General features: G+C 68.1%; 23 protein-coding genes. 10 read left to right on the top strand and 13 right to left on the bottom strand.

The genetic code is table 11. The features are described from left to right. Positions 1-4: 4 nt before the first annotated feature. From lpxK to B0B01_RS08065, 6 genes are all read right to left on the bottom strand, one after another. Positions 5-1006 carry a tetraacyldisaccharide 4'-kinase gene (gene lpxK, locus B0B01_RS08040; RefSeq protein WP_076649336.1) on the bottom strand — a complete coding sequence of 334 codons (1002 nt, stop codon included), beginning with the start codon at positions 1004-1006 and terminating at the stop codon, positions 5-7. Further along, positions 993-2249: a 3-deoxy-D-manno-octulosonic acid transferase gene (locus B0B01_RS08045; RefSeq protein ID WP_159438964.1), complete on the bottom strand. Its 1257-nt coding sequence runs from the start codon at positions 2247-2249 to the stop codon at positions 993-995. Before B0B01_RS08045 ends, lpxK begins: the two co-directional genes overlap by 14 nt. Positions 2250-2253: 4 nt before the next feature. After that, entirely contained in the window at positions 2254-2496 is a 243-nt protein-coding gene (locus B0B01_RS08050; RefSeq protein ID WP_076649340.1) for a DUF4170 domain-containing protein, read from the bottom strand. Between the two features lie 66 nt (positions 2497-2562). After that, a complete protein-coding gene (locus tag B0B01_RS08055; RefSeq protein ID WP_076649342.1) occupies positions 2563-3351 on the bottom strand; it encodes a 3'(2'),5'-bisphosphate nucleotidase CysQ in 789 nt (262 codons plus the stop codon). Next, complete coding sequence (locus tag B0B01_RS08060; RefSeq protein ID WP_076649344.1) at positions 3338-4684, bottom strand: TldD/PmbA family protein; 1347 nt, start codon at positions 4682-4684, stop codon at positions 3338-3340. The genes B0B01_RS08055 and B0B01_RS08060 overlap by 14 nt, the downstream gene beginning before the upstream one ends. Positions 4685-4852: 168 nt before the next feature. Then, complete coding sequence (locus B0B01_RS08065) at positions 4853-6385, bottom strand: DUF2125 domain-containing protein (RefSeq protein WP_076649346.1); 1533 nt, start codon at positions 6383-6385, stop codon at positions 4853-4855. Between the two features lie 148 nt (positions 6386-6533). Between B0B01_RS08065 and B0B01_RS08070 the strand changes: the two genes are divergently transcribed. The 3 genes from B0B01_RS08070 to B0B01_RS08080 are packed head-to-tail and all read left to right on the top strand — an operon-like array spanning position 6534 to position 9153. Further along, on the top strand, positions 6534-7295 hold the full coding sequence (locus B0B01_RS08070; protein ID WP_076649348.1) for an SDR family oxidoreductase: 762 nt from the start codon (positions 6534-6536) through the stop codon (positions 7293-7295). Beyond that, positions 7292-7900, top strand: coding sequence for an enoyl-CoA hydratase/isomerase family protein (locus B0B01_RS08075; RefSeq protein WP_076649350.1), 609 nt, complete (start codon positions 7292-7294; stop codon positions 7898-7900). Before B0B01_RS08070 ends, B0B01_RS08075 begins: the two co-directional genes overlap by 4 nt. A gap of 14 nt (positions 7901-7914) precedes the next feature. Further along, the gene (locus tag B0B01_RS08080; RefSeq protein WP_076649351.1) at positions 7915-9153 is read left to right on the top strand and encodes a TIGR03862 family flavoprotein; all 1239 of its coding nucleotides are present in this window, start codon (positions 7915-7917) and stop codon (positions 9151-9153) included. On the opposite strand, the gene holA is transcribed toward B0B01_RS08080, so the two are convergent. The 4 genes from holA to B0B01_RS08100 all read right to left on the bottom strand — a co-directional run bounded on the left by holA (position 9104) and on the right by B0B01_RS08100 (position 13769). Beyond that, positions 9104-10135 carry a DNA polymerase III subunit delta gene (gene holA, locus B0B01_RS08085; protein ID WP_076649352.1) on the bottom strand — a complete coding sequence of 344 codons (1032 nt, stop codon included), beginning with the start codon at positions 10133-10135 and terminating at the stop codon, positions 9104-9106. The two genes, B0B01_RS08080 and holA, sit on opposite strands and share 50 nt — an antisense overlap. Next, on the bottom strand, positions 10132-10677 hold the full coding sequence (gene lptE, locus B0B01_RS08090) for an LPS assembly lipoprotein LptE (RefSeq protein ID WP_076649353.1): 546 nt from the start codon (positions 10675-10677) through the stop codon (positions 10132-10134). Before lptE ends, holA begins: the two co-directional genes overlap by 4 nt. Next, positions 10664-13213 (bottom strand): leucine--tRNA ligase, encoded by a 2550-nt coding sequence (leuS, locus tag B0B01_RS08095; RefSeq protein ID WP_076649354.1) that lies wholly within the window; start codon positions 13211-13213, stop codon positions 10664-10666. The genes lptE and leuS overlap by 14 nt, the downstream gene beginning before the upstream one ends. A gap of 82 nt (positions 13214-13295) precedes the next feature. Then, entirely contained in the window at positions 13296-13769 is a 474-nt protein-coding gene (locus B0B01_RS08100) for a DUF3576 domain-containing protein (RefSeq protein ID WP_200805439.1), read from the bottom strand. A 491-nt stretch (positions 13770-14260) separates the two neighbouring features. Here B0B01_RS08100 and B0B01_RS08105 point away from each other — a divergent pair, with 491 nt between their 5' ends. Together B0B01_RS08105 and B0B01_RS08110 are read left to right on the top strand one after the other, a co-directional pair. Further along, positions 14261-15325, top strand: a complete 1065-nt coding sequence (locus B0B01_RS08105) for a porin (protein ID WP_076649356.1) — start codon at positions 14261-14263, stop codon at positions 15323-15325. Positions 15326-15447: 122 nt separating this feature from the next. Beyond that, positions 15448-16101 (top strand): YggS family pyridoxal phosphate-dependent enzyme, encoded by a 654-nt coding sequence (locus B0B01_RS08110; protein WP_076649357.1) that lies wholly within the window; start codon positions 15448-15450, stop codon positions 16099-16101. Between the two features lies 1 nt (position 16102). On the opposite strand, the gene B0B01_RS08115 is transcribed toward B0B01_RS08110, so the two are convergent. Together B0B01_RS08115 and ribA are read right to left on the bottom strand one after the other, a co-directional pair. Beyond that, positions 16103-16618: a L,D-transpeptidase family protein gene (locus tag B0B01_RS08115; protein ID WP_076649359.1), complete on the bottom strand. Its 516-nt coding sequence runs from the start codon at positions 16616-16618 to the stop codon at positions 16103-16105. Positions 16619-16626: 8 nt separating this feature from the next. Then, the gene (gene ribA, locus B0B01_RS08120; protein ID WP_076649361.1) at positions 16627-17724 is read right to left on the bottom strand and encodes a GTP cyclohydrolase II; all 1098 of its coding nucleotides are present in this window, start codon (positions 17722-17724) and stop codon (positions 16627-16629) included. 187 nt (positions 17725-17911) lie between these two features. On the opposite strand from ribA, the gene B0B01_RS08125 reads away from it, so the two are divergent. The 5 genes from B0B01_RS08125 to B0B01_RS08145 all read left to right on the top strand — a co-directional run bounded on the left by B0B01_RS08125 (position 17912) and on the right by B0B01_RS08145 (position 21529). Further along, on the top strand, positions 17912-18598 hold the full coding sequence (locus B0B01_RS08125; RefSeq protein WP_076649363.1) for a response regulator transcription factor: 687 nt from the start codon (positions 17912-17914) through the stop codon (positions 18596-18598). Between the two features lie 251 nt (positions 18599-18849). Continuing rightward, complete coding sequence (locus tag B0B01_RS08130) at positions 18850-19638, top strand: exodeoxyribonuclease III (protein WP_076649366.1); 789 nt, start codon at positions 18850-18852, stop codon at positions 19636-19638. Positions 19639-19723: 85 nt separating this feature from the next. Further along, positions 19724-20644, top strand: a complete 921-nt coding sequence (gene trxA / locus B0B01_RS08135) for a thioredoxin (protein WP_076649369.1) — start codon at positions 19724-19726, stop codon at positions 20642-20644. A gap of 1 nt (position 20645) precedes the next feature. Beyond that, complete coding sequence (locus B0B01_RS08140) at positions 20646-21329, top strand: LON peptidase substrate-binding domain-containing protein (RefSeq protein WP_076649371.1); 684 nt, start codon at positions 20646-20648, stop codon at positions 21327-21329. Then, positions 21326-21529, top strand: coding sequence for a Trm112 family protein (locus B0B01_RS08145; RefSeq protein WP_076649373.1), 204 nt, complete (start codon positions 21326-21328; stop codon positions 21527-21529). The genes B0B01_RS08140 and B0B01_RS08145 overlap by 4 nt, the downstream gene beginning before the upstream one ends. A 24-nt stretch (positions 21530-21553) precedes the next feature. Here B0B01_RS08145 and B0B01_RS08150 read toward each other — a convergent pair whose 3' ends face one another. Beyond that, on the bottom strand, positions 21554-22825 hold the full coding sequence (locus tag B0B01_RS08150) for an FAD-dependent monooxygenase (protein ID WP_076649375.1): 1272 nt from the start codon (positions 22823-22825) through the stop codon (positions 21554-21556). Positions 22826-22931: the final 106 nt, after the last annotated feature.

Here is a 22931-nt window from a genome sequence, read left to right on the forward strand (position 1 = left end):
CGTCTCATGCAGGCGGGGGCGCGGCCTTTCGCAGCAGCGCAAGCAGCGGTTCGGGCTCTTCGATCCCGAGCCGCACCGGCAGGGTGATCACCTTCATGCGGAAGGCGGGCGGCAGGCGCACCGCGTCCTTTTCGGTGGTCACCATCTGCGCCCCGAGCAGCATCGCCTCATTTTCGAGCCGGGCCATCAGCGCCGGCGACAGCGGCTGGTGATCGTCGAGCGCCTCGGCCCGCCGCAGATCGGCGCCAAGCCCGCGCAGGGTGGCAAAGAATTTCTCCGGCCGCCCGATGCCGGCAAAGGCGAGCACCGGCGTGCCCTCCCATGTCATGCCGGTCCTGAGCGGCGCGAGCGCCCCGGTCACATGCGGGACGCGGATTTCCGCGCCCCAGCGGGCCGTGAACTGGTCCTGCGCCGGCGCGGGGCCGATCGAAAGCAGGGCATCGGCCCGGGCAAGCCCCGCCGCGACCGGTTCGCGCAGCGGCCCGGCCGGCAGGCAGCGCCCGTTGCCAAAGCCGGTTTCCGCATCCACCACCAGCAGCGCGAACGATTTCCCGAGTGCCGGATCCTGAAAGCCGTCATCCATCACCAGGACGCTGGCTCCGGCTGCGGCCGCGGCACGGGCGCCTGCCGGGCGGTCCCGGGCCACCCAGGTGCGGGCAAAGGCCGACAGCAGAAGCGGCTCGTCCCCGACCTCGGCCGCGCTGTGGCGCCGCGGATCGACCTCGAGCGGGCCGGTCGCGCTGCCGCCATAGCCGCGCGAGAGCACATGCGGCGCATGGCCCATCCGGGCGAGTGCCTCGCAAAGCCAGATCACCGTCGGCGTCTTGCCGCTGCCGCCCGCGTTCAGATTGCCCGCGCAGATGACCGGGATGCCGGGGTCAAAGGGCGCGCCCCCCGCGATCCGGCGTGCGGTCGCCTTGGCATAGACTGCGCCGAGCGGCGCCAGCGCCCGCGCCTGCCAGCCGGGCGCATCCGGTGGATTGTTCCAGAAGTCAGGCGCGCGCATGGGGCACGCTCCCGGTATCCAGCGTCTCCTGAACCAGGTCCAGCAGCCGGTCGGTCGCCTCCGCGCTTTCGGTGATCACCCGCCAGCCGGCAAGGGCGAGTTCCGACGCCTGATCGGGTGGCGTGAGCTGAATGATCGCTGAGCCGAGCGACAGGCCGTCATTGACGATCCGGGCGGCGCCGGCGGCGGCGAAACGTGCATAGCTTTCCTGGTGGTCGCGCACGTTCGGCCCGTGCAGGATGGCCGTGCCGAGCGCGGCGGCCTCGAGCGGGCAGATGCCGCGCATCCCGGGCGCGAGCGATCCGGCGAGAAAGGCAACCGGCGCCGCGCGATACCAGAGCCCGGTGCCCGCACCGCCATCGGCGATCAAAACCTGCTTGTGATCCTCGATCGCGGGGCCGTCGCTCCAGGCGGCAAAGCGCAGATTGGCCGCGGCCAGCATCGGCCGAAGCGTTTCGATATCCGTTTCGCGTTCCGGGAGGATCACCAGCAGCAGCCGGTGAACAAGCCGCAGCGCGATCAGGTGCGCCTCGATCACGGCGGAGAATTCCTCGGCCTTCACATGGGCGGCCAGCCAGACCGGGCGGCTCGACAGGGCCTGGGTGAATGCGGTGAGATCGGTCTCGGGGCAGGGGGGCGGCAGCACCGAGGGGCGCAGCCGGCTCATGATCGTGATCCGCTCGTCCGTCACGCCAAGGCGGCGCATGGCCGCGGCCGCGCCGGCGCTTGTGGTCAGCACCCGGTCGAAGGTGGCGAGCTTGCGCCGCGTATGGTCGATGAACCAGCGCCGCCGCCGCTCGGGCAGGTCGGCCTCGCCCACATCCAGCAGCACGAGCGGCGCCCGTGTCGCCGCCACCGCCGCGATCACGTTCGGCATGAGGTGCCCGCCGAGCCAGAGGCACAGGTCGGGCGGCCAGCGCCCCGCCGCCCGTTCCAGCGGCGCCAGGCGGTCCCCGTCGAGGATCACCAGCCGGGCGACATCGCTGTCGCGCAGCGCGGCCAGGCCGGGGATGCGCCCCTGTTCGACCGTGATCAGAAGGTCGACGTCGCCGCGCTGGGTCTGCAGGCGCTGGCCGAGTTCATGCAGCACGGCAAGCCGGGCGCTGCTGGTGGCATGGGCCCAGACCAGTTCGCGGCCATCCTTGCGGCGGTCGGCCGCACCGGGGCGGCCCCCCGGGAGCGCATCCGGCGGCATCCGCGGTGGCTGCCGCCATCCCGCCGTGAAGCCATGCCGCACGGCCATGGGTTCAGCCGAGCTCCTCGGTCGGCGAGGCCTCGGTCGCTTCGTCGCGCAGCCGGTGGATATGGGCGATGAAGTAGCGCATGTGTGCATTGTCCACGGTGCGCTGGGCCTCGGCCTTCCAGGCCGCATGGGCGCTTTCGTAATCGGGAAACATGCCGACGATATGAATGTCGTTCACATCGCGGAACCGCGTCTGCGAAGGGTCGATCAGTTCGCCGCCAAAGACGAGATGCAGTCGTTTGGTCATGGGTGCTCCTTCAGGGTCGCAGATATGCCCGCAACCTACGCCAAGCGGGTCACGCGTCAAGCGGCGTCAGGGTTCGCGCAGGGCGGTGCGGATCTGGCCGTGCAGCGCCGCCGCCCCGGCCACCACCCCGTCGGTCTGCGGCACGGGATTGTTGAACCGCAGGCCATGCCCGCGCCGGTCGGTGCAGAGCGCGCCCGCCTCGCGCAGGATCAGATCGCCGGCGGCGATGTCCCATTCCCACGCCGGGTGCAGGGTCAGCATGGCATCGAAACGCCCCTCGGCCACCAGCGCCATGCGCCAGGCCAGCGACGGCCGGTGCGCGCGGCGGAAATGCGGCACATGGCCGCCGCGCCAGTTTCCGGGCTCCATCACCCGCCGCGCCGCGAGGATCTCGGCATGTTCCAGGTCGCTCTGCGGAGAGGGGGAAATCGGCCGGCCGTTCAGAAAGGCGCCGCCGCCCCGGCTGGCGTGGTAAAGCAGGTCGAGGCGGGGAAGGTAGATCACCGCCGTCTCGACCTCGCCGCCGCGGGTGATGGCCAGGGCATGGGCCCAGGACTTGTTGCCGTCGATATAGCAGCGCGTCCCGTCGATCGGATCGACGATGAAGGCACGCTCCTGCCCGAGCCGCGCCGGATCGTCGGGCGATTCCTCGGACAGCCAGCCGTAATCCGGGCGCGCCCCGCGCAGGCGGTCCTCGAGCAGGTCGTTCACCGCCAGATCGCCGGCGCTGACCGGTCCGGCGCCGCCCGGCTTGTCCCAGTGGCGCAGCGACGGCCCCGCCATGCCGAGCGCGACCTCACCCGCGGCACGGGCGGCTTCGGTCAGCAGGGCAAGGTCGTTTTCAGCTTCCGGCAATGGTCATTCCCTCGACAAGGAGCGAAGGCACCACGCGCGACAGCCAGGGGCGCGCATCATCGGCGGGTTGCAGGCCAAGCAGCATCTCGCGCAGATTGCCGGCGATGGTGCATTCGTTCACCGGGCCGGTGATCTCTCCGTCCTCGACCCAGAACCCCGAAGCGCCCCGTGAATAATCGCCGGTGTTGGGGTTGATGGTCGCGCCGATCAGCGACGTGACCAGAAGCCCCGTGCCCATGTCGCGGATCAGATCCCCGCGCGTGCGCTGTCCCTGGGTGAGCGCAATGTTCCAGTTGCCGGGCGACGGCGGCGAGGAGATGCCGCGCACGGCGTTGCCGGTCGGCTCCATGCCGAGCTTGCGCGCGCTTGCAAGGTCGAGCGTCCAGCCGGTCAGCCGGCCCGCATCGACGATGGCGCGCCGCCGTGTCGCAAGCCCCTCGCCGTCGAACGGACGCGAGCCGCTCACACGGGGACGGTGCGGGTCCTCGATCAGCGACAGCCCCTCGGGCAGCACCGGCTTGTCGAGCGCATCCGCAAGCCAGGACGCACCCCGCGCCACCGCAAGGCCGTTCGCGGCCCCGAGAAGATGACCGATCAGCGACCCGGCGACCCGCTCGTCAAACAGGACCGGATAGGCTCCGGTGCGGGGCCGGCGCGCCCCAAGCCGCGCCACGGCCCGCTCGCCCGCGCAGGTGCCGATTTCTTCGGGGCTGCGCAGGTCGTTCTGCCAGATGCGCATGTCGCCGTCGTGGTCGCGCTCCATGCCGGTTCCGCTCCCGGCGATGGCGACGCAGGCGGTGGTGCGCGCGGTGCGGCGATAACCGCCGGAAAATCCGCTGCTCGCGGCCAGAAAGACCTCGCTCGACGAATAGGCGGCACTGGCCACATCGACCTGGCTGACCCCGGACACGGCCTGCGCCGCCGCCTCCGCGCGCCGCGCGTCCTGTTCCAGCTGCGCCGGGGTGGGTTCCGGTGCCGGATCGGCGAGCTCAAGCGGCGCGGCGTCACGTTCCGCCGCAAGTTGTCCGCGCTCCGCAAGGCCGGCATAGGGGTCTTCGGGCGCCTCGCGCGCCATGGCGATCGCACGCAGGGCCATGGCGTCGAGCGTGTTCTCGCGGGTGTCCGAGGCGGAAACGATCGCCTGCCGCCTGCCGACAAAGACCCGCAGCCCGATATCCACCGATTCCGAACGCTCCGCCTGTTCGAGCGCACCCGAACGGATGTCGATCGAAACCGACCTGCCCGCGATCAGGATCACGTCCGCATCCTCGGCGCCGGCGGTCCGGGCACGGGTCAGGGCCGCCCCGGCGATATCTTCGAGCCTTCGGGTCATGGGAACCTTTCAAACAGAATCGCTGCGCCTTGCAGGTAGCTATCGCCCGCCCCTCCTGCAAGGCGTGGGCCGTGCAATCCGGCGCGGCGGGTCTTGCGCGGACGAAAAAGGGGCGGCACCACGGCCGCCCCCACGATCAAACCCGCGATCATCAGGGCGCGGGCATGTTCAGCGCAGACGCTGCCCGTTCGCCAGGACATGGCCTTTGTCGTTCACCTCGATGGCGGATGTCACCGTATCCTCGCCCTCGCCGGGGACCGAGAACATGCTCAGCATCATGCGGAAGCCCATGGCGCTGTCCTTGTCGAGGAAACCGCCTTCGATCAGCCGGTCCAGCAGCCCGTTCGCCCCGGTGATTTCGATCTCGGCTGTGCCTTCAGGGCGGGGAAAGCCGTCGAAGGTCTGGGTGTCCTCGTTATGGAACGTGAAGGCACCCTTGCCGGTCAGCCTTGCGCCCAGCATCGACACCAGCAGGTTGTCGATGTTGATTTCCTCGATCTCGCCCGGCGCTTCGCCCGATTCCTCGAGTTCGGCGGCCACTTCGGGATTCAGATAGTCGAACAGCAGCTTCGCCCGGCCGCTCAGGTCGAGCGCGATATTCGCCGGATCGCGGGGCAGCGTCTTCTTTTCGTCGAACAGCGCCCAGACGGATTCGGCCATGATGAAATCCTTGAGCCGGGCCGAGAGCGAGAAATCCTGCGCTTCCTCGGCCTTGGTGAATGGCATGTCGAGCCGCAGCGCCGCCTCTTCGATCTCGATCGTGACAGGCATCGGCAGGCTGCTGGACGAGGCATCGACCGTCAGCCCCTCCTGCGCCAGTTCATATCGCAGGTGGCCGTCCTTCATGGCGAAGGACAGCGCGCCGTCGCGGGACGAGGTCTTGAGGTTGAAATATTCGTCCTCGTCCTTGCCGCTTGCTTCGTTCGATGCCGACAGGAAGGAAAGCGTGCCCTCGAAATCCGCATCGCGGTTCATCAGGCCGGCCAGATCGGCAGCATTGACCCCGGCCGGGAAGCCGCCCGCCCCCGTGAAGCGGACGCCACGCATTTCGCCCTTGAGCGCGACGTCTTCACCGGAATCGGGGGCCGTATAGGCGACATCATACGTCAGCCGGTCGGCTTCGGTGGATTGTTCATAGTCGCGTTTGTCGCCCTGCTTCATGGTGGTGTGGCTGGTCACGGTATCGAGCGCCAGCTTGCCGCTCGCGGCATCGGCAGGCAGCGCCTCACCGTCGATTTTCGCCTCGACGAGTTCGAGCGTTATGCCCGTGGCGCGAAAGACATAGCGCGTGTCGCCGGGATCGCCCGAAGCGAACATGCTGCTCGCGTCCAGCCGGTATTCGACCGAGAGCGCGAAATCCTTGTCGTCCTCGGTGCGGCCCTCGAACTGCATGGGAAAGGACTCGGGCAGGCCGATCTCGACACTGCCGTCGCCCTGCTCGGAAAATTCGAGCGTGGGCATGGTGATCTCCACGCCGCCGGAGGAGTCCGGCAGCTCGAGCGACATGCGGACATCCGTGACCGTCAGCTTCCCGCCCGAGGCGGATTCCTCGCCCGTGACCTCATAGCCCGAATCTTCCATATAGGTGCGCCAGTCGTCCCAGACCTGCTGAGCGCTCAGATCGGCGTGGGCGGCCGTGGCGAACGCGGAAAGCGCAACGGCGGTCGTGATCCCACGCCAGGGCGAGAATGCAATTGTCATGAATGCAACCTTTCGTACAACGACGCGCCGCATGCTGTTCGCTCGCCGCCCCCGCGTCAAGGGCGCGGGGACTGGACCTGAACGATTTGCGGCACTACGACAGGAGGCACGGGCGCGAACCGACACGAACGGGCGGAGAGGACAGGCGATGCCGGCAGGACAAACCGTGCTGATTACCGGCGCCAGCCGGGGCATCGGTGCCGCTGCCGCGCGGGTTTTCGCCGCCGCGGGCGCGAATGTGGCGCTGCTTGCGCGCAGCCGCGACGACATCGAGGCGCTGGCGCGTGAAATCGACGCGATGAAAGACGCGGGCGAGGCGCTCGCGCTGGCCTGCGACGTGGCGGATCATAAGGCCGTGACGCAGGCGGTGGAGTCGGTGCTCGCGCGATTCGGCAGGCTCGACATATTGATTGCCAACGCGGGCGTGATCGGCCCGATCGCATCGCTGGCGGAGGCCGACGCGGATGCCTGGGGCCGGGGCATCGACATCAACCTGAAGGGCGTCTTTCACGCGATCCGCGCCGCGCTGCCGCCCATGCTCGCGGCCGGGCGCGGCACGGTGCTGACGATCAGTTCGGGCGCGGCCCATGCGCCGCTCGAGGGCTGGAGCCAGTATTGCGCCGCGAAGGCCGGGGCTTTGATGCTGACCGCGAGCGTTGATGCCGAGCTGCGCGAACGTGGCATCCGCGCGATGGCGCTGAGCCCCGGGACGGTCGCGACCGACATGCAGCGCGAGATTCGCGCCTCGGGCGTCAACCGGGTGAGCCGGCTCGACTGGTCCGACCATGTCCCGCCCGAATGGCCGGCGCGGGCGTTGCTCTGGATGTGTTCCGCAGCTTCTGATCCGTATATCGGGCAGGAAATCTCGCTGCGCGACCCCGAAATCCGCCGCCGCGCGGGGCTCGCATGATCCGGCTTGAGAAAGAAGGCGGGCTCTGGATCGTCACGCTGGACCGCCCCGACAAGGCGAATGCGCTGACACCCGCGATGCTGGCGCGCCTGGCCGACATTGCCGAAAGCGCAACGCAGGCACGGGCGCTGATCCTGACCGGAGAGGGACGCGTGTTCAGCGCCGGCGCCGACCTGGACGCGGCGCGCGCGGGCATGACGCTTTCGCCCGACTGGGAGCGGCTGTCGAATGCGCTTGCGGCGCTTCCCGCGCTCAAGGTCGCGGCGCTCAACGGCACGCTTGCGGGCGGGGGGGTGGGCATGGCGCTTGCCTGCGACCTGCGCATCGCCGTGCCGGGGGCGCGGTTCTTCTATCCGGTGATGCGCCTCGGCTTTCTGCCGCAGCCGTCGGATTGCCGCCGCCTTGTCGCGCTGGTCGGTCCGGCGCGGGCGCGGCTGATCCTGATGGCGGGGGCAAGGCTTGATGCTGACGAGGCGTTGGCGATCGGGCTGATCGACCGCATCGTGCCGGCGCAGGATCTGATGGCCACCGCGCGCGAACTGGTCGCGGATGTGCTGGCGGCGGATCCCGACATCGCGCAGGGCATCGCGCGGCTCTGCTCCTGAACGGCGCGGCGGGCATGGGGCCGGACGGCGGGCATCCCCCCGCGCTGGTGATCGGGGGCGGGCCGGCGGGGCTCATGGCGGCCGAGGTCCTGGCCGGGGCAGGACTTTCCGTCATCCTGGCCGAGGCCATGCCGACGCCGGCGCGCAAGCTGCTCATGGCCGGGAAGTCGGGGCTGAACATCACCCGGGACCAGCCGCTGGAGGACATGCTTGGCGCTTATGACGAGGCGGCGGAGTGGCTGCGCCCGATCATCACGGCGTTTGATGCGCAAATGGTGCAGACCTGGGCGCGGGGGCTTGGGCAGGATCTGTTCACCGGCAGCACCGGGCGGGTGTTCCCGCGGGCGATGAAGGCGTCGCCGCTGCTGCGGGCCTGGCTTGGCCGGCTCGACCAACTGGGTGTCCGGCGCCGCATGCGCTGGCGCTGGCGCGGCTGGGACGGCGCACAGGCGGTTTTCGACACGCCGGATGGCCGGCGGGCCGTGACGGCCTGGGTCACGGTGCTGGCGCTGGGCGGGGCGAGCTGGGCGCGGCTCGGGTCGGATGGAGACTGGGCGGCGATCCTGCGCGCGGCAGGGGTCGGGGTTGCGCCCTTCGCGCCCGCGAACGCGGGTCTTGCAATCGACTGGTCACCCCATATGCGCCCGCTGTTCGGCCAGCCGCTCAAGAACGTGGCCTGGCGCGCCGGCGATTGGCACAGCCGGGGCGAGGCGGTGATTTCGGCCCGCGGGCTCGAGGGCGGGGGGATCTATGCGATCTCGAAGGGGGTGCGGCTCGGCCATGTGCCGGTGGTCGATCTGATACCCGACCGAGACCCGTGCGATGTGACGGCAAGGCTCGCGCAGCCGCGGGGCAAGGCAAGCCTGTCCAATCATCTGCGCAAGGCGCTGCACCTTGATCGCACGCGCCTGGCGCTGCTGAACGAATTCGGCCGCCCGCTGCCGCAGGAGCCCGGACCGCTTGCCGCGCTGCTGAAGGCGCTGCCGCTGCGGGGCGCGGGCTTGCGCCCGCTGAACGAGGCGATCTCGGTCGCGGGCGGGGTGACGCGGGACAGTCTTGATTCGGGGCTCATGCTGCATGCGCGCCCCGGCGTGTTCTGCGCGGGCGAAATGCTCGATTGGGAGGCGCCGACCGGGGGTTATCTTCTGACGGCCTGTCTTGCGACCGGGGCATGGGCCGGACATGCGGCGGCGCGCCATGCGCTCAGCGCCGTGCGCGCGCCATCGTCGCCAGACGGATCAGGGTGCGGCTGACGACCGCCATCGCCGGCGCGGTCTGCCCGGCGGACCGCAGTGCCAGATCTGTATCGGTCAGTTCGCAAAGCGCCACCTCCAGACGCTCGGCGGACCAGAGCCGCAACTGACGCTCGAAATTCTCGCGCCGCGCGCCGAACACCGGGGAACGCATCCGTTGCAGTGCGGTGCCGATGCCGCCCGGGGCGCTTGCCAGCGTGTAAAGCTGGCGGAAATGCCGCGCCGCACCGATGCAGAGCGTGGTCGCATTGGTCCCCTGCGCTTCCATGCGCGCAAGCAGCGGTCCGATCCGCCCGCTGTCGCCACCGGCAACCGCGTTCAAGAGGTCATCCATGGCGACATCGCTGCCGAGGGGGGCCGAGAGCGCGATTTCCTCTGGGGTGAGCGGGGCATCGTCGCCAAGCTTGTAAAGCGCGATCTTTTCCAGCGTCTGCGCGAAATCGCCGGGGCCGAGCATGGCCGCAAGCCCCGCCAGTGCTTCGAAGGCGTCGGGTGCGAGACTGGTCAGCCCGGCGGCGGCAATGGCGCGTTCCAGTTCGGCGCGCGAGGGCGGATCGTCGTAAAGGCCGATCGCAAGCGCATTGCGGTGCCCCTCGAACAGCTTGCGCAGTTTCGAGCCGGCCTTCAGCGCACCGGCGCTCACGACCAGCAGCGCATCGCCTTCGCGCCATTCCCCGAGCGCGGCTTCGAGCGCGGCGGCGGTTCCCTCGCCCGCGCCCTCGACATGGATCACGCGCAGTCCCGGAAAAAAGCCGATCGCCTGCATCGCTTCGAGCAGCAGCGCCGGTTCGCTGCGCAACTCGGCCGCCGAAAGACGGGTCAGGCGCATTTCCTCTTCGCCATCGGGGCCGATCAGCGCCGCGATCACCTGCTGGCGGCGCAGCGCGACCCGCATCCCGTCCGGCCCGTAAAGCAGCACGCCGGCGCGCCCGGGGTCGGGGCGCGCGAAATAGGCCTCGGCCTCGCGCTTGCCGGCCTTCATTGCCCGAGGTCGGCCGTCGCCAGCAGCCGCGCCATGATCTGATCGGCCAGCATCACCATGAGGCGTTCATGCGCGTCGCGCTCGGCCGCGAGGGTCTGCACCGTGGTGGCGTTCAACTGCCCGAGAAGCTGGCCGCTGTCGTCCCGCACGTCGCGTTCGAGCCCGGTGGCCGAGTAGCTGGCGAAATTGGTCACGCTGCCCGAGGCGACAAGCGCATTATCGGACAGCCGCCGCAGCGCGTAATCGACATCGCCGACCACGGAATAGCGGGTGATGTCGCCGCTGCGCTTGATCGCCTGTCCTTCCTCGCGGCTCTCGACCTCGAGCGACAGTTCATATTCGGGCGAGATGGCGCGGCCGAGCCGGTCCTCGAGGTTCTCGACCAGCCGATAGCCGTCCTCGGTTGCCGGGGCGTCGATCGCGACCCGCCCCCGCAGCGCGGAACCGCTGCCGCCGGGGCCGTAGACCGGGGTAAAGCCGCAGGCGGCCAGCGCGAGCGCCAGCGGCATCAGCAGGACGGTCCGGCGCTCAAACCACGACATTGACGATCCGACCCGGCACCACGATCACCTTTTTCGGGACTGCTCCGTTCAGGGCTTTCTGCACCGTTTCGACGCCAAGCGCCAGCGCCTCGATTTCGGCCTGCGCCATGTCGCGCGGCACGCTGATCTCGCCCCGGCGCTTGCCGTTGACCTGGATCGGCATGGTGATCGCCTCTTCCGCGAGCATGGCCTCGTCCGCCACGGGCCAGGGTGCGGTGGTGACGAGACCCTCGCCGCCCTGCGCCTCCCAGATGGCTTCGGCGATATGCGGGGTCACGGGCGCCATGAGCTGCGCCAGCACGAGCATCGCCTCGCGCTGGGCCACCCTGCCGGCACCGGATTTCCCGAGCACCGCGGCAAAGGCATAAAGCCGCGCGATGGCGGCGTTGAACCCGAAGCTTTCGATTCCCTGCGTCACATCGTGAATCGCGTGGTGCATGGCGCGGCGCAGGGCCGCGTCGGCATCGCCGCTGCCGGTGCCATCGGGCATGGCGGCGATCTTTTCACTGAGGTTCCAGACCCGGGCCAGGTGGCGATGCGCGGCCTCGGCCCCGGCGGCGGTCCATTCCACGTCCCGTTCCGGCGGGCTGTCGGAAAGCACGAACCAGCGCGCCGTATCGGCCCCCCAGGCCGAGATGATCGTGACCGGATCGACCACGTTCTTCTTCGATTTCGACATCTTGGCCGAGGAAATCACCTCGACCCGGGTGCCGTCGGCAAGCTTTCCGTCCTGCACATCCTCGGGCAGATGATAGACCGGGCGTCCGCGCGCGTCGCGGGTCTGGTAGATCTCGTGCGTGACCATGCCCTGGGTGAACAGGGCGTTGAACGGCTCGATCGCGGAGTCCGGCAGGTGGCCGGTGCGGTGCATGGCGCGGGCGAAGAAGCGCGAATAGAGCAGATGCAGGATCGCATGCTCGATCCCGCCGATATACTGATCGACGTTCATCCAGCAGGCGGCGGCCTCGGGGTCGGTCGGTGTCTGTGCATGCGGGGCGGTGAAGCGCGCGTAATACCAGCTCGAATCGACGAAGGTATCCATTGTGTCGGTTTCGCGCCGCGCCGCGCCGCCGCAGGCCGGGCAGGTCGTGTCGGCCCAGGTCGGGTGCCGGTCGAGCGGATTGCCCGGCTGGTCAAAGCTCACGTCGTCGGGCAGGCGGACCGGCAGGTTTTCCTTTTTCTCGGGCACGATGCCGCAGGCCGCGCAGTGCACCACCGGGATCGGACAGCCCCAGTAGCGCTGCCGCGACAGCCCCCAGTCACGCAGGCGGTAATTGATCGTCCCGCGCCCGAGCCCGCGGGCCTCGGCCCAGTCGATGGTGGCGTCGATGGCAGCCTCGCCCGTGGCCTCGGTCACGCCGGCGGGCTGGTCGATCCAGCGCACCTTTTCCGTCTTGGCGGGCACGAAGGCCGTGTCCTGCACCCGCGCGTCGCCCTCGAGCGGCACGAAGGCGTCGATCACCGGCAGCGCGTATTTGCGTGCGAAATCAAGGTCGCGCTGGTCATGGGCCGGCACACCGAAGATTGCACCGGTGCCGTAATCCATCAGCACGAAATTCGCGATCCAGACCGGCAGGGTCCGGTCCGCGTAAAGCGGATGGTGCGCCTTCAGCCCGGTGTCGAGCCCCAGCTTTTCGCCGGTCTCCATCTCTGCCTCTGATGTTCCGTGCTTGCGGCAGGCGGTGTTGAACGCCCGCACATCGGGGTTTTCCGCCTCGAGCGCGCGGGCAAGCGGATGATCGGGCGACAGCGCGACGAAGCTTGCCCCCGCGAGCGTGTCGGGACGGGTCGTGAAAACGGTGATCGCATCCGTGCCGGCCGCCGGTGCGGTCAGCGCGAAATCCATCTCGAGCCCGCGGGATTTGCCGATCCAGTTCGCCTGCATCAGCTTGACCTTGGCCGGCCAGTCGTCGAGCCCGTCAAGCGCGGAAAGCAGTTCCTCCGCCATGTCCGAAATGCGGAAGAACCACTGCGTCAGCTCGCGCCGCTCGACCTCGGCGCCCGAGCGCCAGCCCTTGCCGTCGATCACCTGTTCGTTGGCCAGCACGGTCATGTCCACCGGATCCCAGTTCACCACCGCGTTCTTGCGATAGATGAGCCCGGCCTCGAGCATGTCGAGGAACAGCGCCTGCTGCTGGCCGTAGTATTCCGGGTCGCAGGTCGCGAATTCGCGGCTCCAGTCGATCGACAGGCCAAGCGGCTTCATCTGCGCGCGCATGTCGCTGATGTTGGAATAGGTCCAGTCCTTCGGATGCCCGCCGCTGGCCATGGCGGCGTTTTCGGCCGGCATTCCGAAAGCGTCCCAGCCCATCGGGTGCAGCACGTCATGGCCGGTCGCGATCTTGTAGCGCGCGATCACGTCGCCCATGGTATAGTTGCGCACATGGCCCATGTGGATGCGCCCTGAAGGATAGGGAAACATCTCCAGCACGTAATACTTGGGCCGCCCCGCACGGCGCGTGGCGCGGAAGATGCCGGCCTCGTCCCATGCCTGTTGCCATTTCGCTTCGATCAGGTCGGCCGCGTATTGCGACATGCCGGCGCCTCCTCAGGTGAAACGCTCAAGTGGAAACGCCGGGCGGGGCCCGGCGCGGAAACCTGGCTGCTGCCCGGCGGCTTCAGAGCTTGCCGTCACCGACCCGCAGCTGCCTTGCGCGGGCAAGGATCGCATCTTCGACCGCGCGCGCGGTGGCGGCGCTCGCCGGGCCGCTTTGGGTCTGCAGCGCCACGTTCAGCGACCGCGCCTCGAGCGCCGGATCCTTGATATGCACCGTGGCGCGATAGGCCGGCCCGCCACCCGGCGGGGTGCCATAGCCGGTCACGATCACACCGGTGAAGGGATCGACCGACTGCACCGGCAGGAAATCCAGCACGTCGAGCGATGCGGCCCAGAGATAGCGGTTCACCTTGACCGTCTGTTCGGTCGTGTTGGGGCCGAACACGTCCCAGATCGAGGATTTCGCCTGCACCGCGGCCGAGGTGTCGGGGTTGCTGTGCGGTCGTGCGCTGGATGGCGTATCCCCGCCGCCGCAGGCCGCGAACCCGAGGCAGAGCAGAAATGCGGATGCCGGCTTCAGCATTTGTCGAAACATCATGTCGCAATCCCGAACCTGTTTGACGAATGTCCTAACCAAGCCGGCCCCTCCGGGCAAGCAGTTATCTGGATTCGGGCCCTGGTGCGGCCCCATCCGCACCCGCATCGTCCCCGTTCCGGCACATGGGCGGCGTGGGGGCGCTGAGGTATTATCATGTGCGCGGCGCGCAAGGCCGGTTGCGGCCAATTCGCGCGATTCACCCCGTCCGATCCCGATTCGCCGGGGGTTTCCTATGTTCAGCGCATACAGGCGGCGGCGGTGCTGTGCGGGAACGGGGCCGCAGCGCCACGCGGTTTCGCGCAATCAGCGGGCGAGCGGCGGTGGCGGATGCGCGGACTGTGGCAATGCTGCACCAACGCTCACGACTTTGGGAATGGAGATCGGCAGAAGCTTGCCAAGTTCCACCCCGGCAGGCGAAACCCTTTCACATACCCAATCCGGAATTCCCCGGTTTGGGGGGGAAGCACTGGAAACCGAGGGATACAGTCATGAAAAAGGTTCTCTTCGCCACCACGGCGCTGATTGCCACCGCGGGGGTGGCCGCGGCAGACGTCACGATCAGCGGCTATGGCCGCTTTGGTCTGGACTACAACAACGCGAACGCGAACACTGGCGTCAACAAGTGGGGCTATGCGGCGACCGGCGCCAGCAAGACCAACCTGACCAGCCGCCTGCGCCTGAACTTCGACATGTCCACCGAAACCGACGCGGGCGTGACGCTGGGTGCGCAGTTCCGCGTTCAGGCCGACAGCGACAACGGCGAAGCCGGCACCGGCGGCTGGAACGGTGCGCGCTTTTACGCCTCTTACGGCGGGTTCGAACTGGGCGTCGGCAACATCTACGGCGCGATCGAATGGGCGCCGCTGGTTTACCTCGACACCCGCTCGTCGGGCGTTGGCATCACCGGCATGAACGATGCTCATGCCGTGATCAACGTGAACGCAGAAAATGGTGCCGGTGGTGGTGAATACTACAACTGGGATTACTACTCCTCGACCGGCAGCGGCGCGAATGGCGTCGAAGTGATGTATTCGGCGGGCGGCTTCTCCGGTCACCTGTCCTATTCCGAGCAGAACGATGAAGTCATCGGCGATCCGGCAGTGCTGGTCGAAGAAGGCACCCGCCGCACGGCAGCCTTCGTCTCCTACAACTGGAGCAACTGGATCGTCACCCTCGCGGCGCAGGATTCGAACCAGGAATGGGAAGACAAGCTGTTCTTCGCCATCCAGGGTGACTTTGGCCAATACTGGGCCAAGGCCGCGATCGCCGACAACGACGGCATCAAGAAATACGGCCTTTATGGTGGTATGGACTTCGGCGCCGCCAGCAGCTTGGTGCTCTGGGTGAACCACGAGGACAAAGTCAGCTCGAGCGACGTCGCAAACGGCCGTTACAACAACGACCGTGCCGTGAACGCGGACGGCACCGCCGGCACCGCCTACGGCGTGAACTACTCCTACGATCTGGGCGGCGGCGCCTCCTTCGAGGCCGGCGCACAGCGTCTGCCGAACAAGCAGACCCAGGTTCAGGCCGGCGTCTACTTCAGCTTCTGAGGCTGAAACACCGGCACAGACCGGATCGGGCGGGCCTGTCATGGCCCGCCCTTTTCTTTTGCGCCGCCCCGTGCTTCCTTGCCCGGACAAACGGGTGCAGATGGAAAGACGAAGGGGCGCTCATGTCGCTTGAGGACATCACCACGCGGATCGCGAAAGCCGAACAGGGCGCCGGGCGGGCCGCGGGATCGGTCACGCTGATCGCCGTTTCCAAGATGCAGCCCGATGAACGGGTCGAGGCCGCGCTGGCCGCCGGTCATCGTCATTTCGGCGAGAACCGCGTGCAGGAGGCCGCCGGCAAATGGCCCGGTTTCCGCGACCGTTTCGACGGCATCACCCTGCATCTGATCGGCCCGCTTCAGACCAACAAGGCGCGGGAGGCGATGGAGCTTGCCGATACGATCCATTCGGTGGACCGCCCGCGTCTTGCCAATACGCTGGCTCGGCTGGCGCAGGAACTGGGCCGCTGTCCCGACCTTTTCGTGCAGGTGAACACCGGCGAGGAACCGCAGAAGGCCGGCATCCTGCCCGCCGATGCGGACGGTTTCATCGCCGAATGTGTGCGGCTCGACCTGCCGCTGCGCGGGCTCATGTGCATCCCGCCCGTGGACGAGGAGCCGAGCCTTCATTTCGCGTTGCTGGCAAAGATAGCCGCGCGCAACGGGCTTTCCGGCCTGTCCATGGGCATGAGCGGCGATTTCGAGCGCGCGATTGCGCTCGGCGCGACCCATGTGCGGGTCGGTTCGGCGATATTCGGCGACCGCGCCGACGCTTGACCTAGCCGCAAAGACCGTGAGGCACGATCAGCCGCGTTCCGGGCGGGGCAAGGCGCGCGATTGCCCGCGCGTCACGGCGCGAAAACGCGATGCAGCCCTCGGTCGGCCGGCCGGGGCCGCGCCATTCATGCAGGAAGATCGCCGAGCCGCGCCCCGGAACCGCGGCAAGATTCCAGTCGGTGAGCAGGATCACGTCATAAAGCGGATCCGTGCGGTGCAGGCATTCGTGGCTGAACCCGTGCGGCGCGCTGACCCTGCGGTTATAGGCCGGATCATTCGGGTCATCCGACCAGAGGTCGCCTTCCGCGATCGGGCGCGCCCAGGGGGCGGGGCGGGGGATACGGTCGGCGCGGTACAGCAGCCCGGTGATGCGGTGGCGCCCCGCGGGCGTTGCGCCATCGCCCTCGCGCTTCTGCGCCGACACGCCGCCGCGCCCGATGGTGCAGGGATAGAGGTGGCCGCGAAACCGCAGCCCGTGCCCCGATCCGCGCCCCGATCCGAAGCCGGTCAGCACCATGGTGCCGCTCACGGCAGATGGCCGGATTTCGCGATCTTGGTGGCAAGATAGGCGCGGTTGAATTCGCCTTCGCCCACATGCAGCGGCACGCGTTCCGTCACGGTGATGCCGGTCTGTTCCATCATCGCGATCTTGGCCGGGTTGTTGGTCAGCAGCCGCACCGAGCGAAAGCCGAGCGCCTTGAGAATATCCGCGCCGATGCGGAAATCGCGCTCGTCGTCCTCGAACCCGAGGCGGTGATTGGCCTCGACCGTGTCGAAACCCTGGTCCTGCAGGCTGTAGGCGCGCATCTTGTTGGCAAGCCCGATACCGCGCCCTTCCTGATTGAGGTAAAGCAGCACCCCTGCACCCTCGGTCCCCATCTGCGCCATGGCCGCGCGCAACTGCGGGCCGCAGTCGCATTTCAGGCTGCCGAGCAGATCGCCGGTGAAACAGGCCGAATGCAGCCGCGCCAGCACCGGGGCGTTGCGGTCCGGGCGGCCGATCTCGACCGCGTAATGTTCCTCGCCGCCGTCGTCGGGACGAAAGATATGCAGCCGCGTGTTCAGCGCCGCCTCGGTCGGCAGGTGCGCGCTCACCACCTCTTCCATGGCGCGCCGTTCCGACAGGTGCGGCCAGGCGCTGGCGGCCTCGATCAGCGTGAGCCGGTTTTCCGCGGCGAATCCCCGCGGATCGGCCAGCCCCTGCACCAGCGCGGCGGGCAGCAGGCGGGCCGATTTCGCCAGCGTGATCGCCAGCCGGTGCAGCCCGGCCGACCCCTCGCGGGCGCTGACGAGCGGCCCCTTCATCGGCGCGCGCAGATCGTCGGCCGGATCGGCCACGGCGCGCACCCAGTCGCTGTCGGCATCAGCGGGCAGCAGGATGCGGGCCAGATCGCCGTCATAGGGCCGCGCCTTGAGCGTTTCGGCCCGCCGGGCCGTGATGGCCAGCGCGGGCGTGCCGTCCAGCGCGCGCAGATCGGCAAGCCGGCCGGAGCGCAGCGTCTCGGCCGCGAGCATCAGCGCACCGCCCTCCGCGCCCTCGCCGGACAGCACCACCGGCACCCCCATGCGCAGGTCGGCGCGGGCGCGTGCAAGCAGTTCGGCGATGTCGGGCTCAAGGCTCATGGGCCGGCTCTTTCCAGCGGATTTGACCCGGGCGCGGGCCGGGGTTCGCGTCTTTCCTACGCGCTATCGGAAGGAATGTGAAACATTTCCCGTCTTCCGGACACGAGGCCGTGAACACCATGCGGCAACCCTTGCCGCAACCCGGGGTTCGGCGCATCTCAGATACAGGAACGATGGAGGTATCACCATGGCACAGCTAAAGAAAATTCTGCTGGTCGACGATGATGACGATCTCCGCGACGCTCTGGGCGAGCAGCTCGCGATGACCGAGGAATTCGACGTGACCGAGGCCGCCGACGGGCGTGCCGCGCTCGATCGCGTGACAGAGGCGCAGTTCGACCTGGTGATCCTCGACGTCGGGCTGCCGGACACCGACGGGCGCGAGCTGTGCCGGGTGATGCGCAAGCAGGGGGTCAAGGTGCCGATCCTGATGCTGACCGGACAGGACAGCGACGCCGATACGATTCTCGGGCTTGATGCCGGAGCGAACGATTATATCACCAAGCCGTTCAAGCTGGCGGTGCTGCTGGCCCGGATGCGCGCGCAACTGCGCCAGCACGAACAATCCGAAGACGCGGTGTTCCAGATCGGCCCCTACAGCTTCCAGCCGTCGCGCAAGATGCTGATCGGCGAGGGCGACCGCAAGATCCGCCTGACCGAGAAGGAAACCAACATCCTCAAGTTCCTCTATCGCTCGGGGAAAACCACGGTCGCGCGCGAGGTGCTGCTGCACGAGGTCTGGGGCTACAACGCCGGCGTGACCACCCATACGCTTGAAACCCACATCTACCGCCTGCGCCAGAAGATCGAGCCCGATCCCTCGAACGCGCAGATTCTCGTGACCGAAAGCGGCGGATACCGGCTTGCGGCCTGAGGCGCGAGTGACGGCTTGACCGAGGTCAAGGAGCGGGCGACCGGCACGGACTAGTTTGGTCCTGCGCGTGTCGCGCGCACCTTCCTGTTGGAACTGGCCGGGCCTTGTGCCCGGTTTTTTCCGTCGCGCCGTTTCTGTCCCGCCCGGTCCTGCATCGCGACACGCGCCCGCTTTGTGGTGTCCGCGCGCCGGGCGGGTTAGGTTGCGCGAAACGGGGAAACCGACACGCAAACAGACAGGAGCATGCGGACATGGCCTTTACCCTCGCCACCTGGAACATCAATTCGGTGCGGCTGCGTGCCGGGCTGGTCGGCCGCCTGCTGCAGGAAGAGGCGCCCGACATCCTTTGCCTGCAGGAATGCAAGTCGCCGGTCGACAAGATCCCGCTCGATGCCTTCGCGGCGCTGGGCTATCCGCATATGATCGCGCGCGGACAAAAGGGCTATAACGGTGTCGCGATCCTGTCGCGCCTGCCGATCCGCGAGGTCGGGGCGCAGGATTTCGCCACGCTCGGCCATGCGCGTCATGTGGCCGGCGAACTCGAAAACGGGGTGGTGATCCACAACTTCTACGTGCCGGCCGGCGGCGATGTGCCCGATCCCGAAGCGAACGAGAAATTCGCCCAGAAGCTGACCTATCTGACCGAGATGCGCGACTGGTTCCATGCCGACCGCCCCGGGCGGGCGATCCTGGTCGGCGATCTGAACATCGCCCCGCGCGAGGATGACGTCTGGTCGCACAAGACCATGCAACGGATCGTCAGTCACACCCCGGTCGAGGTCGAACATCTTGCACAGGCGCAGGATGCCGGGGCCTGGGTCGATATCACCCGTCAGGACATCCCCGAGGGGCAGCTTTACAGCTGGTGGTCCTATCGCGCCCGCGACTGGGACGCAGCCGACAAGGGGCGGCGCCTCGATCATGTCTGGGCCACGCCCGACATCGCCAACGCCGGCCATTCGAGCCGCATCCTGCGCACCGCCCGCGGTTGGGAAAAGCCAAGCGACCACGCCCCGGTCTTTGCCAGCTTCGACCTTTGAAACTGCGCCCCCGATTCCGCTGCTGCGGGGTTGGTTTTCGGGCCCCTGGCTGCATATAAGAGAACAGACTCGCAGGAGATTGAACATGTTCGAACTATCGCCACAGGGCGGTGCCGCGGCCGGGGATCCGGTGATGGACGGGACCGAGGCCGGTTTCATGGCCGACGTGATCGAGGCCAGCAACGAAACCCCGGTGATCGTTGATTTCTGGGCCCCTTGGTGCGGGCCCTGCAAGACGCTGGGCCCCATGCTGGAAGAGGCGGTGCGCGCCGCAAAAGGCGCGGTGCGGATGGTCAAGATCAACGTGGACGAGGCGCAGATGCTGGCCGGGCAACTGCAGATCCAGTCGATCCCGACCGTCTATGCCTTTCACAAGGGCCGCCCCATCGACGCGTTTCAGGGGGCGCTGCCGCAATCCGAAATCAAGGCCTTCATCGACCGGGTGATCGCCGCGGGGGGCGGCGGCAGTGCGCCGGCCGATCCGCTCACGGAGGCGATCGCGGCGGCCGAGGAGATGCTGGAAGAGGGCGCGGCGAGCGATGCGGCGCAGACGTTTTCCGCCATCCTGGCCGAAGACCCGAACCACGCGGCCGCCTATGCCGGGCTCGTGCGGGCCTATCTTGCCATGAACGAGATCGAGCAGGCCGAGGCGATCCTGAACGGTGCCCCGGCGGACATTTCCGCGGCGCCCGAACTCGAAGCGGCACATGCCCAGCTTGAACTCGCACAGCAGGCCGCGCAGGCCGGGCCGCTTGCCGATCATCTGGCCCGGGTCGAGGCCGACCCCAACGATCATCAGGCGCGGTTCGACCTTGCGCTGGCGCTTCATGCGAACGGCCGCACCGGAGAGGCGGTCGATCAGCTTCTGACGCTGTTCGCAAGGGACCGCCAGTGGAACGACGAGGCGGCCAAGACCCAGCTTTTCAAGATTTTCGATGCGCTCAAACCCAATGACCCCGTGGTACTGGAGGGGCGCCGGCGGCTGAGTTCCCTGATCTTTACCTGACATGGGACAGGGCAAGCGACATTGGGAACGGATCCCGGCAGCCGACCTGCCGGACAGGATCCCGGTGTTTCCGCTGGCGGGGGCGCTGCTCCTGCCGCGGTCGCGCCTGCCGCTCCATGTGTTCGAGCCGCGCTATATCCAGTTGGTCGATGATGTGCTGAAGACCTCGCAGCGGCTGGTCGGCATGGTGCAGCCCAATCCGCGCCCGGGCGGCGAGGACACGGGCGAACCGGCCCTGCATGCAATCGGCTGCGCCGGGCGCATTACCCAGTTTTCCGAGACCGAGGACGGGCGCTATCTGGTCACGCTGGCGGGACTGTCGCGCTTTCGCATCCGCCACGAGATCGAGGGGTTCACCCCCTATCGCCGCTGCGCGGTGGACTGGGAGGATTTCTCGGTCGACCGGGCCGGCGGCGAGACCGATCCCGGGTTCGACCGCCGCGCGTTTCTGGATCTGCTCGAGCGGTATTTCAATGCGCGCGGGCTTTCGACCGACTGGCAGACGCTCAGGGCGGCCGAGGATGAATTGCTCATCAACGCGTTGTCGATGATTCTCGAATTCGCCCCCGAGGACAAGCAGGCGCTGCTCGAGGCGCCCTCGCTGACCACGCGGCGCGAGACGCTGGTGACCTTGATCGAATATTCGCTGCTCGGCGGCGACGACGGAGACGAGAGGGTGCAATGACCGAAGCTGCGACCAATCAGCCCCATTCGGGAGAATTCGACCGCCACATGCTCGAGGTGCTGGTCTGCCCGGAAACTCACGGCCGGCTGGAATATGACGCCGCGCGGCAGGAGCTGATCTCGCGCGCGGCCGGGCTGGCCTTTCCGATCCGCGACGGGATCCCGATCATGCTGGTCGACGAGGCGCGCCGGCTCGACTGAGGTTCGCGACCGGAATAGGCGCGGCTAAAGTGGCTGTCCCCGCATCAGGCGCGGCAGATCGCCGGTCAGCCCTGCCGCCTCGCGGATGAAGCCGCGCCGCAGGCCAGGGGTTGCGTTTACCAGCCCGAGCCCGAGATGACGCACCGTGCGCAGCACCGGATTGTCATTCGAGAACAGCTTGTTGAACATGTCGGTCGCAAGGGCGAGCGCGTTCGAATCGAACCGCCGCCACTGCGCGTAACGCTCGAGAACCTGCGCAGCGCCGATGTCCTCGCCGCGCCTTGCTGCCAGAACCAGCGTTTCGGCCAACGCGGCCACATCGCGCAGCCCGGCGTTCAGCCCCTGGCCCGCGATCGGATGCACCCCATGCGCCGCATCGCCGATCAGGGCCACCCGCGCGGCGATCATGGATTCGGCCATGGTCAGGTTCAGCGGATAGGTGAACCGCTTGCCTTCCAGCTCGATCCGGCCGAGGAAATCCCCGAACCGGGGGCGCAGCGCCTCAAGGTATCCGGCATCATCCAGCGCGTTGATCTCATGGGCGCGCGCATGGCTTTCGGCCCAGACGATCGAGGATCGGTTGCCCGGTTGCAGCGGCAGGATCGCCAGCGGACCGGCGGGCATGAAGAACTGGTGAGCCGTGCCCGCATGGGGCTTTTCATGGCGGATCGCGCTGACGAGCGCGGTCTGCCCGTAGTCGTGACCGGTGCGCCGGATGCCGGCGCGCAGGGCGGTGCCGCTTTTGCGCCCGTCGGCCCCGACCAGAAGGTCGCCGTCCAGCGTCGTGCCGTCGTCAAGCCGCACCAGAACCCCGCCCGCGCTGACCTCCTGCGCGATCACGCGCCGCCCGCTCAGCATGGTGAGCCGATGCGTCTGGCTGTCCATGGCGTCGAGCAGGGCGCGGCGCAGGTAGCGGTCCTCGACCATGAAGCCCATGGGGCCTTCTTCAAGCTCGGCATGGTCGAAATGCATGTGGAACGGCGAGGCGCCGCGCCCGGCGTGGCCGTCGCTCACCTTGATGTCGAGGATCGGCTGCGCCTGCTCGCGGATCTGCGGCCATAGTCCGATTGCCGCCAGCAGGCGTTGCGAGGCCAGCGCCAGCGCATAGGCGCGCCCGTCGAAGGATTCCGCCCGCAGCAGATCGGGGGTCATGGCGTCAATCACCGTCACGCGCAGCCCCGCGTGCGCCAGCGCCAGCGCAAGCGCCGGCCCGTTCAGTCCGCCGCCGGTGATGATGACATGTGCTCGCGGCCCGTTCATGGGGTTCACTATGACGGCGCGCGCCAGTTTGTCCATGGGAACCGGTTGCGGGCCTCTGTCCTGCGGGGATTCTCAAGGCGCGCACAACTCAAGCGTGTTTGTTGCACCTGTCGCGCCCGGCGTGTTTGCAGGCAAAGCTGTG

It is taken from the genome of Pontibaca methylaminivorans (genome assembly GCF_900156525.1).
Classification (GTDB): Bacteria; Pseudomonadota; Alphaproteobacteria; order Rhodobacterales; family Rhodobacteraceae; genus Pontibaca; species Pontibaca methylaminivorans.

Excerpts from the sequence above, each read along its gene's own strand:
- B0B01_RS08080 (WP_076649351.1), top strand. The coding sequence starts at position 7,915 with ATGGGGCCGGACGGCGGGCATCCCCCCGCGCTGGTGATCGGGGGCGGG.
- lptE (WP_076649353.1), bottom strand. The coding sequence starts at position 10,677 with ATGTCGTGGTTTGAGCGCCGGACCGTCCTGCTGATGCCGCTGGCGCTC.
- B0B01_RS08140 (WP_076649371.1), top strand. The coding sequence starts at position 20,646 with ATGGGACAGGGCAAGCGACATTGGGAACGGATCCCGGCAGCCGACCTG.
- B0B01_RS08105 (WP_076649356.1), top strand. The coding sequence starts at position 14,261 with ATGAAAAAGGTTCTCTTCGCCACCACGGCGCTGATTGCCACCGCGGGG.
- B0B01_RS08070 (WP_076649348.1), top strand. The coding sequence starts at position 6,534 with ATGCCGGCAGGACAAACCGTGCTGATTACCGGCGCCAGCCGGGGCATC.
- lpxK (WP_076649336.1), bottom strand. The coding sequence starts at position 1,006 with ATGCGCGCGCCTGACTTCTGGAACAATCCACCGGATGCGCCCGGCTGG.
- B0B01_RS08130 (WP_076649366.1), top strand. The coding sequence starts at position 18,850 with ATGGCCTTTACCCTCGCCACCTGGAACATCAATTCGGTGCGGCTGCGT.
- B0B01_RS08125 (WP_076649363.1), top strand. The coding sequence starts at position 17,912 with ATGGCACAGCTAAAGAAAATTCTGCTGGTCGACGATGATGACGATCTC.
- B0B01_RS08115 (WP_076649359.1), bottom strand. The coding sequence starts at position 16,618 with ATGGTGCTGACCGGCTTCGGATCGGGGCGCGGATCGGGGCACGGGCTG.
- B0B01_RS08060 (WP_076649344.1), bottom strand. The coding sequence starts at position 4,684 with ATGACCCGAAGGCTCGAAGATATCGCCGGGGCGGCCCTGACCCGTGCC.
- B0B01_RS08150 (WP_076649375.1), bottom strand. The coding sequence starts at position 22,825 with ATGGACAAACTGGCGCGCGCCGTCATAGTGAACCCCATGAACGGGCCG.
- ribA (WP_076649361.1), bottom strand. The coding sequence starts at position 17,724 with ATGAGCCTTGAGCCCGACATCGCCGAACTGCTTGCACGCGCCCGCGCC.
- B0B01_RS08050 (WP_076649340.1), bottom strand. The coding sequence starts at position 2,496 with ATGACCAAACGACTGCATCTCGTCTTTGGCGGCGAACTGATCGACCCT.
- B0B01_RS08145 (WP_076649373.1), top strand. The coding sequence starts at position 21,326 with ATGACCGAAGCTGCGACCAATCAGCCCCATTCGGGAGAATTCGACCGC.
- B0B01_RS08075 (WP_076649350.1), top strand. The coding sequence starts at position 7,292 with ATGATCCGGCTTGAGAAAGAAGGCGGGCTCTGGATCGTCACGCTGGAC.
- B0B01_RS08065 (WP_076649346.1), bottom strand. The coding sequence starts at position 6,385 with ATGACAATTGCATTCTCGCCCTGGCGTGGGATCACGACCGCCGTTGCG.
- B0B01_RS08110 (WP_076649357.1), top strand. The coding sequence starts at position 15,448 with ATGTCGCTTGAGGACATCACCACGCGGATCGCGAAAGCCGAACAGGGC.
- B0B01_RS08045 (WP_159438964.1), bottom strand. The coding sequence starts at position 2,249 with ATGGCCGTGCGGCATGGCTTCACGGCGGGATGGCGGCAGCCACCGCGG.
- trxA (WP_076649369.1), top strand. The coding sequence starts at position 19,724 with ATGTTCGAACTATCGCCACAGGGCGGTGCCGCGGCCGGGGATCCGGTG.
- leuS (WP_076649354.1), bottom strand. The coding sequence starts at position 13,213 with ATGTCGCAATACGCGGCCGACCTGATCGAAGCGAAATGGCAACAGGCA.
- B0B01_RS08100 (WP_200805439.1), bottom strand. The coding sequence starts at position 13,769 with ATGTTTCGACAAATGCTGAAGCCGGCATCCGCATTTCTGCTCTGCCTC.
- holA (WP_076649352.1), bottom strand. The coding sequence starts at position 10,135 with ATGAAGGCCGGCAAGCGCGAGGCCGAGGCCTATTTCGCGCGCCCCGAC.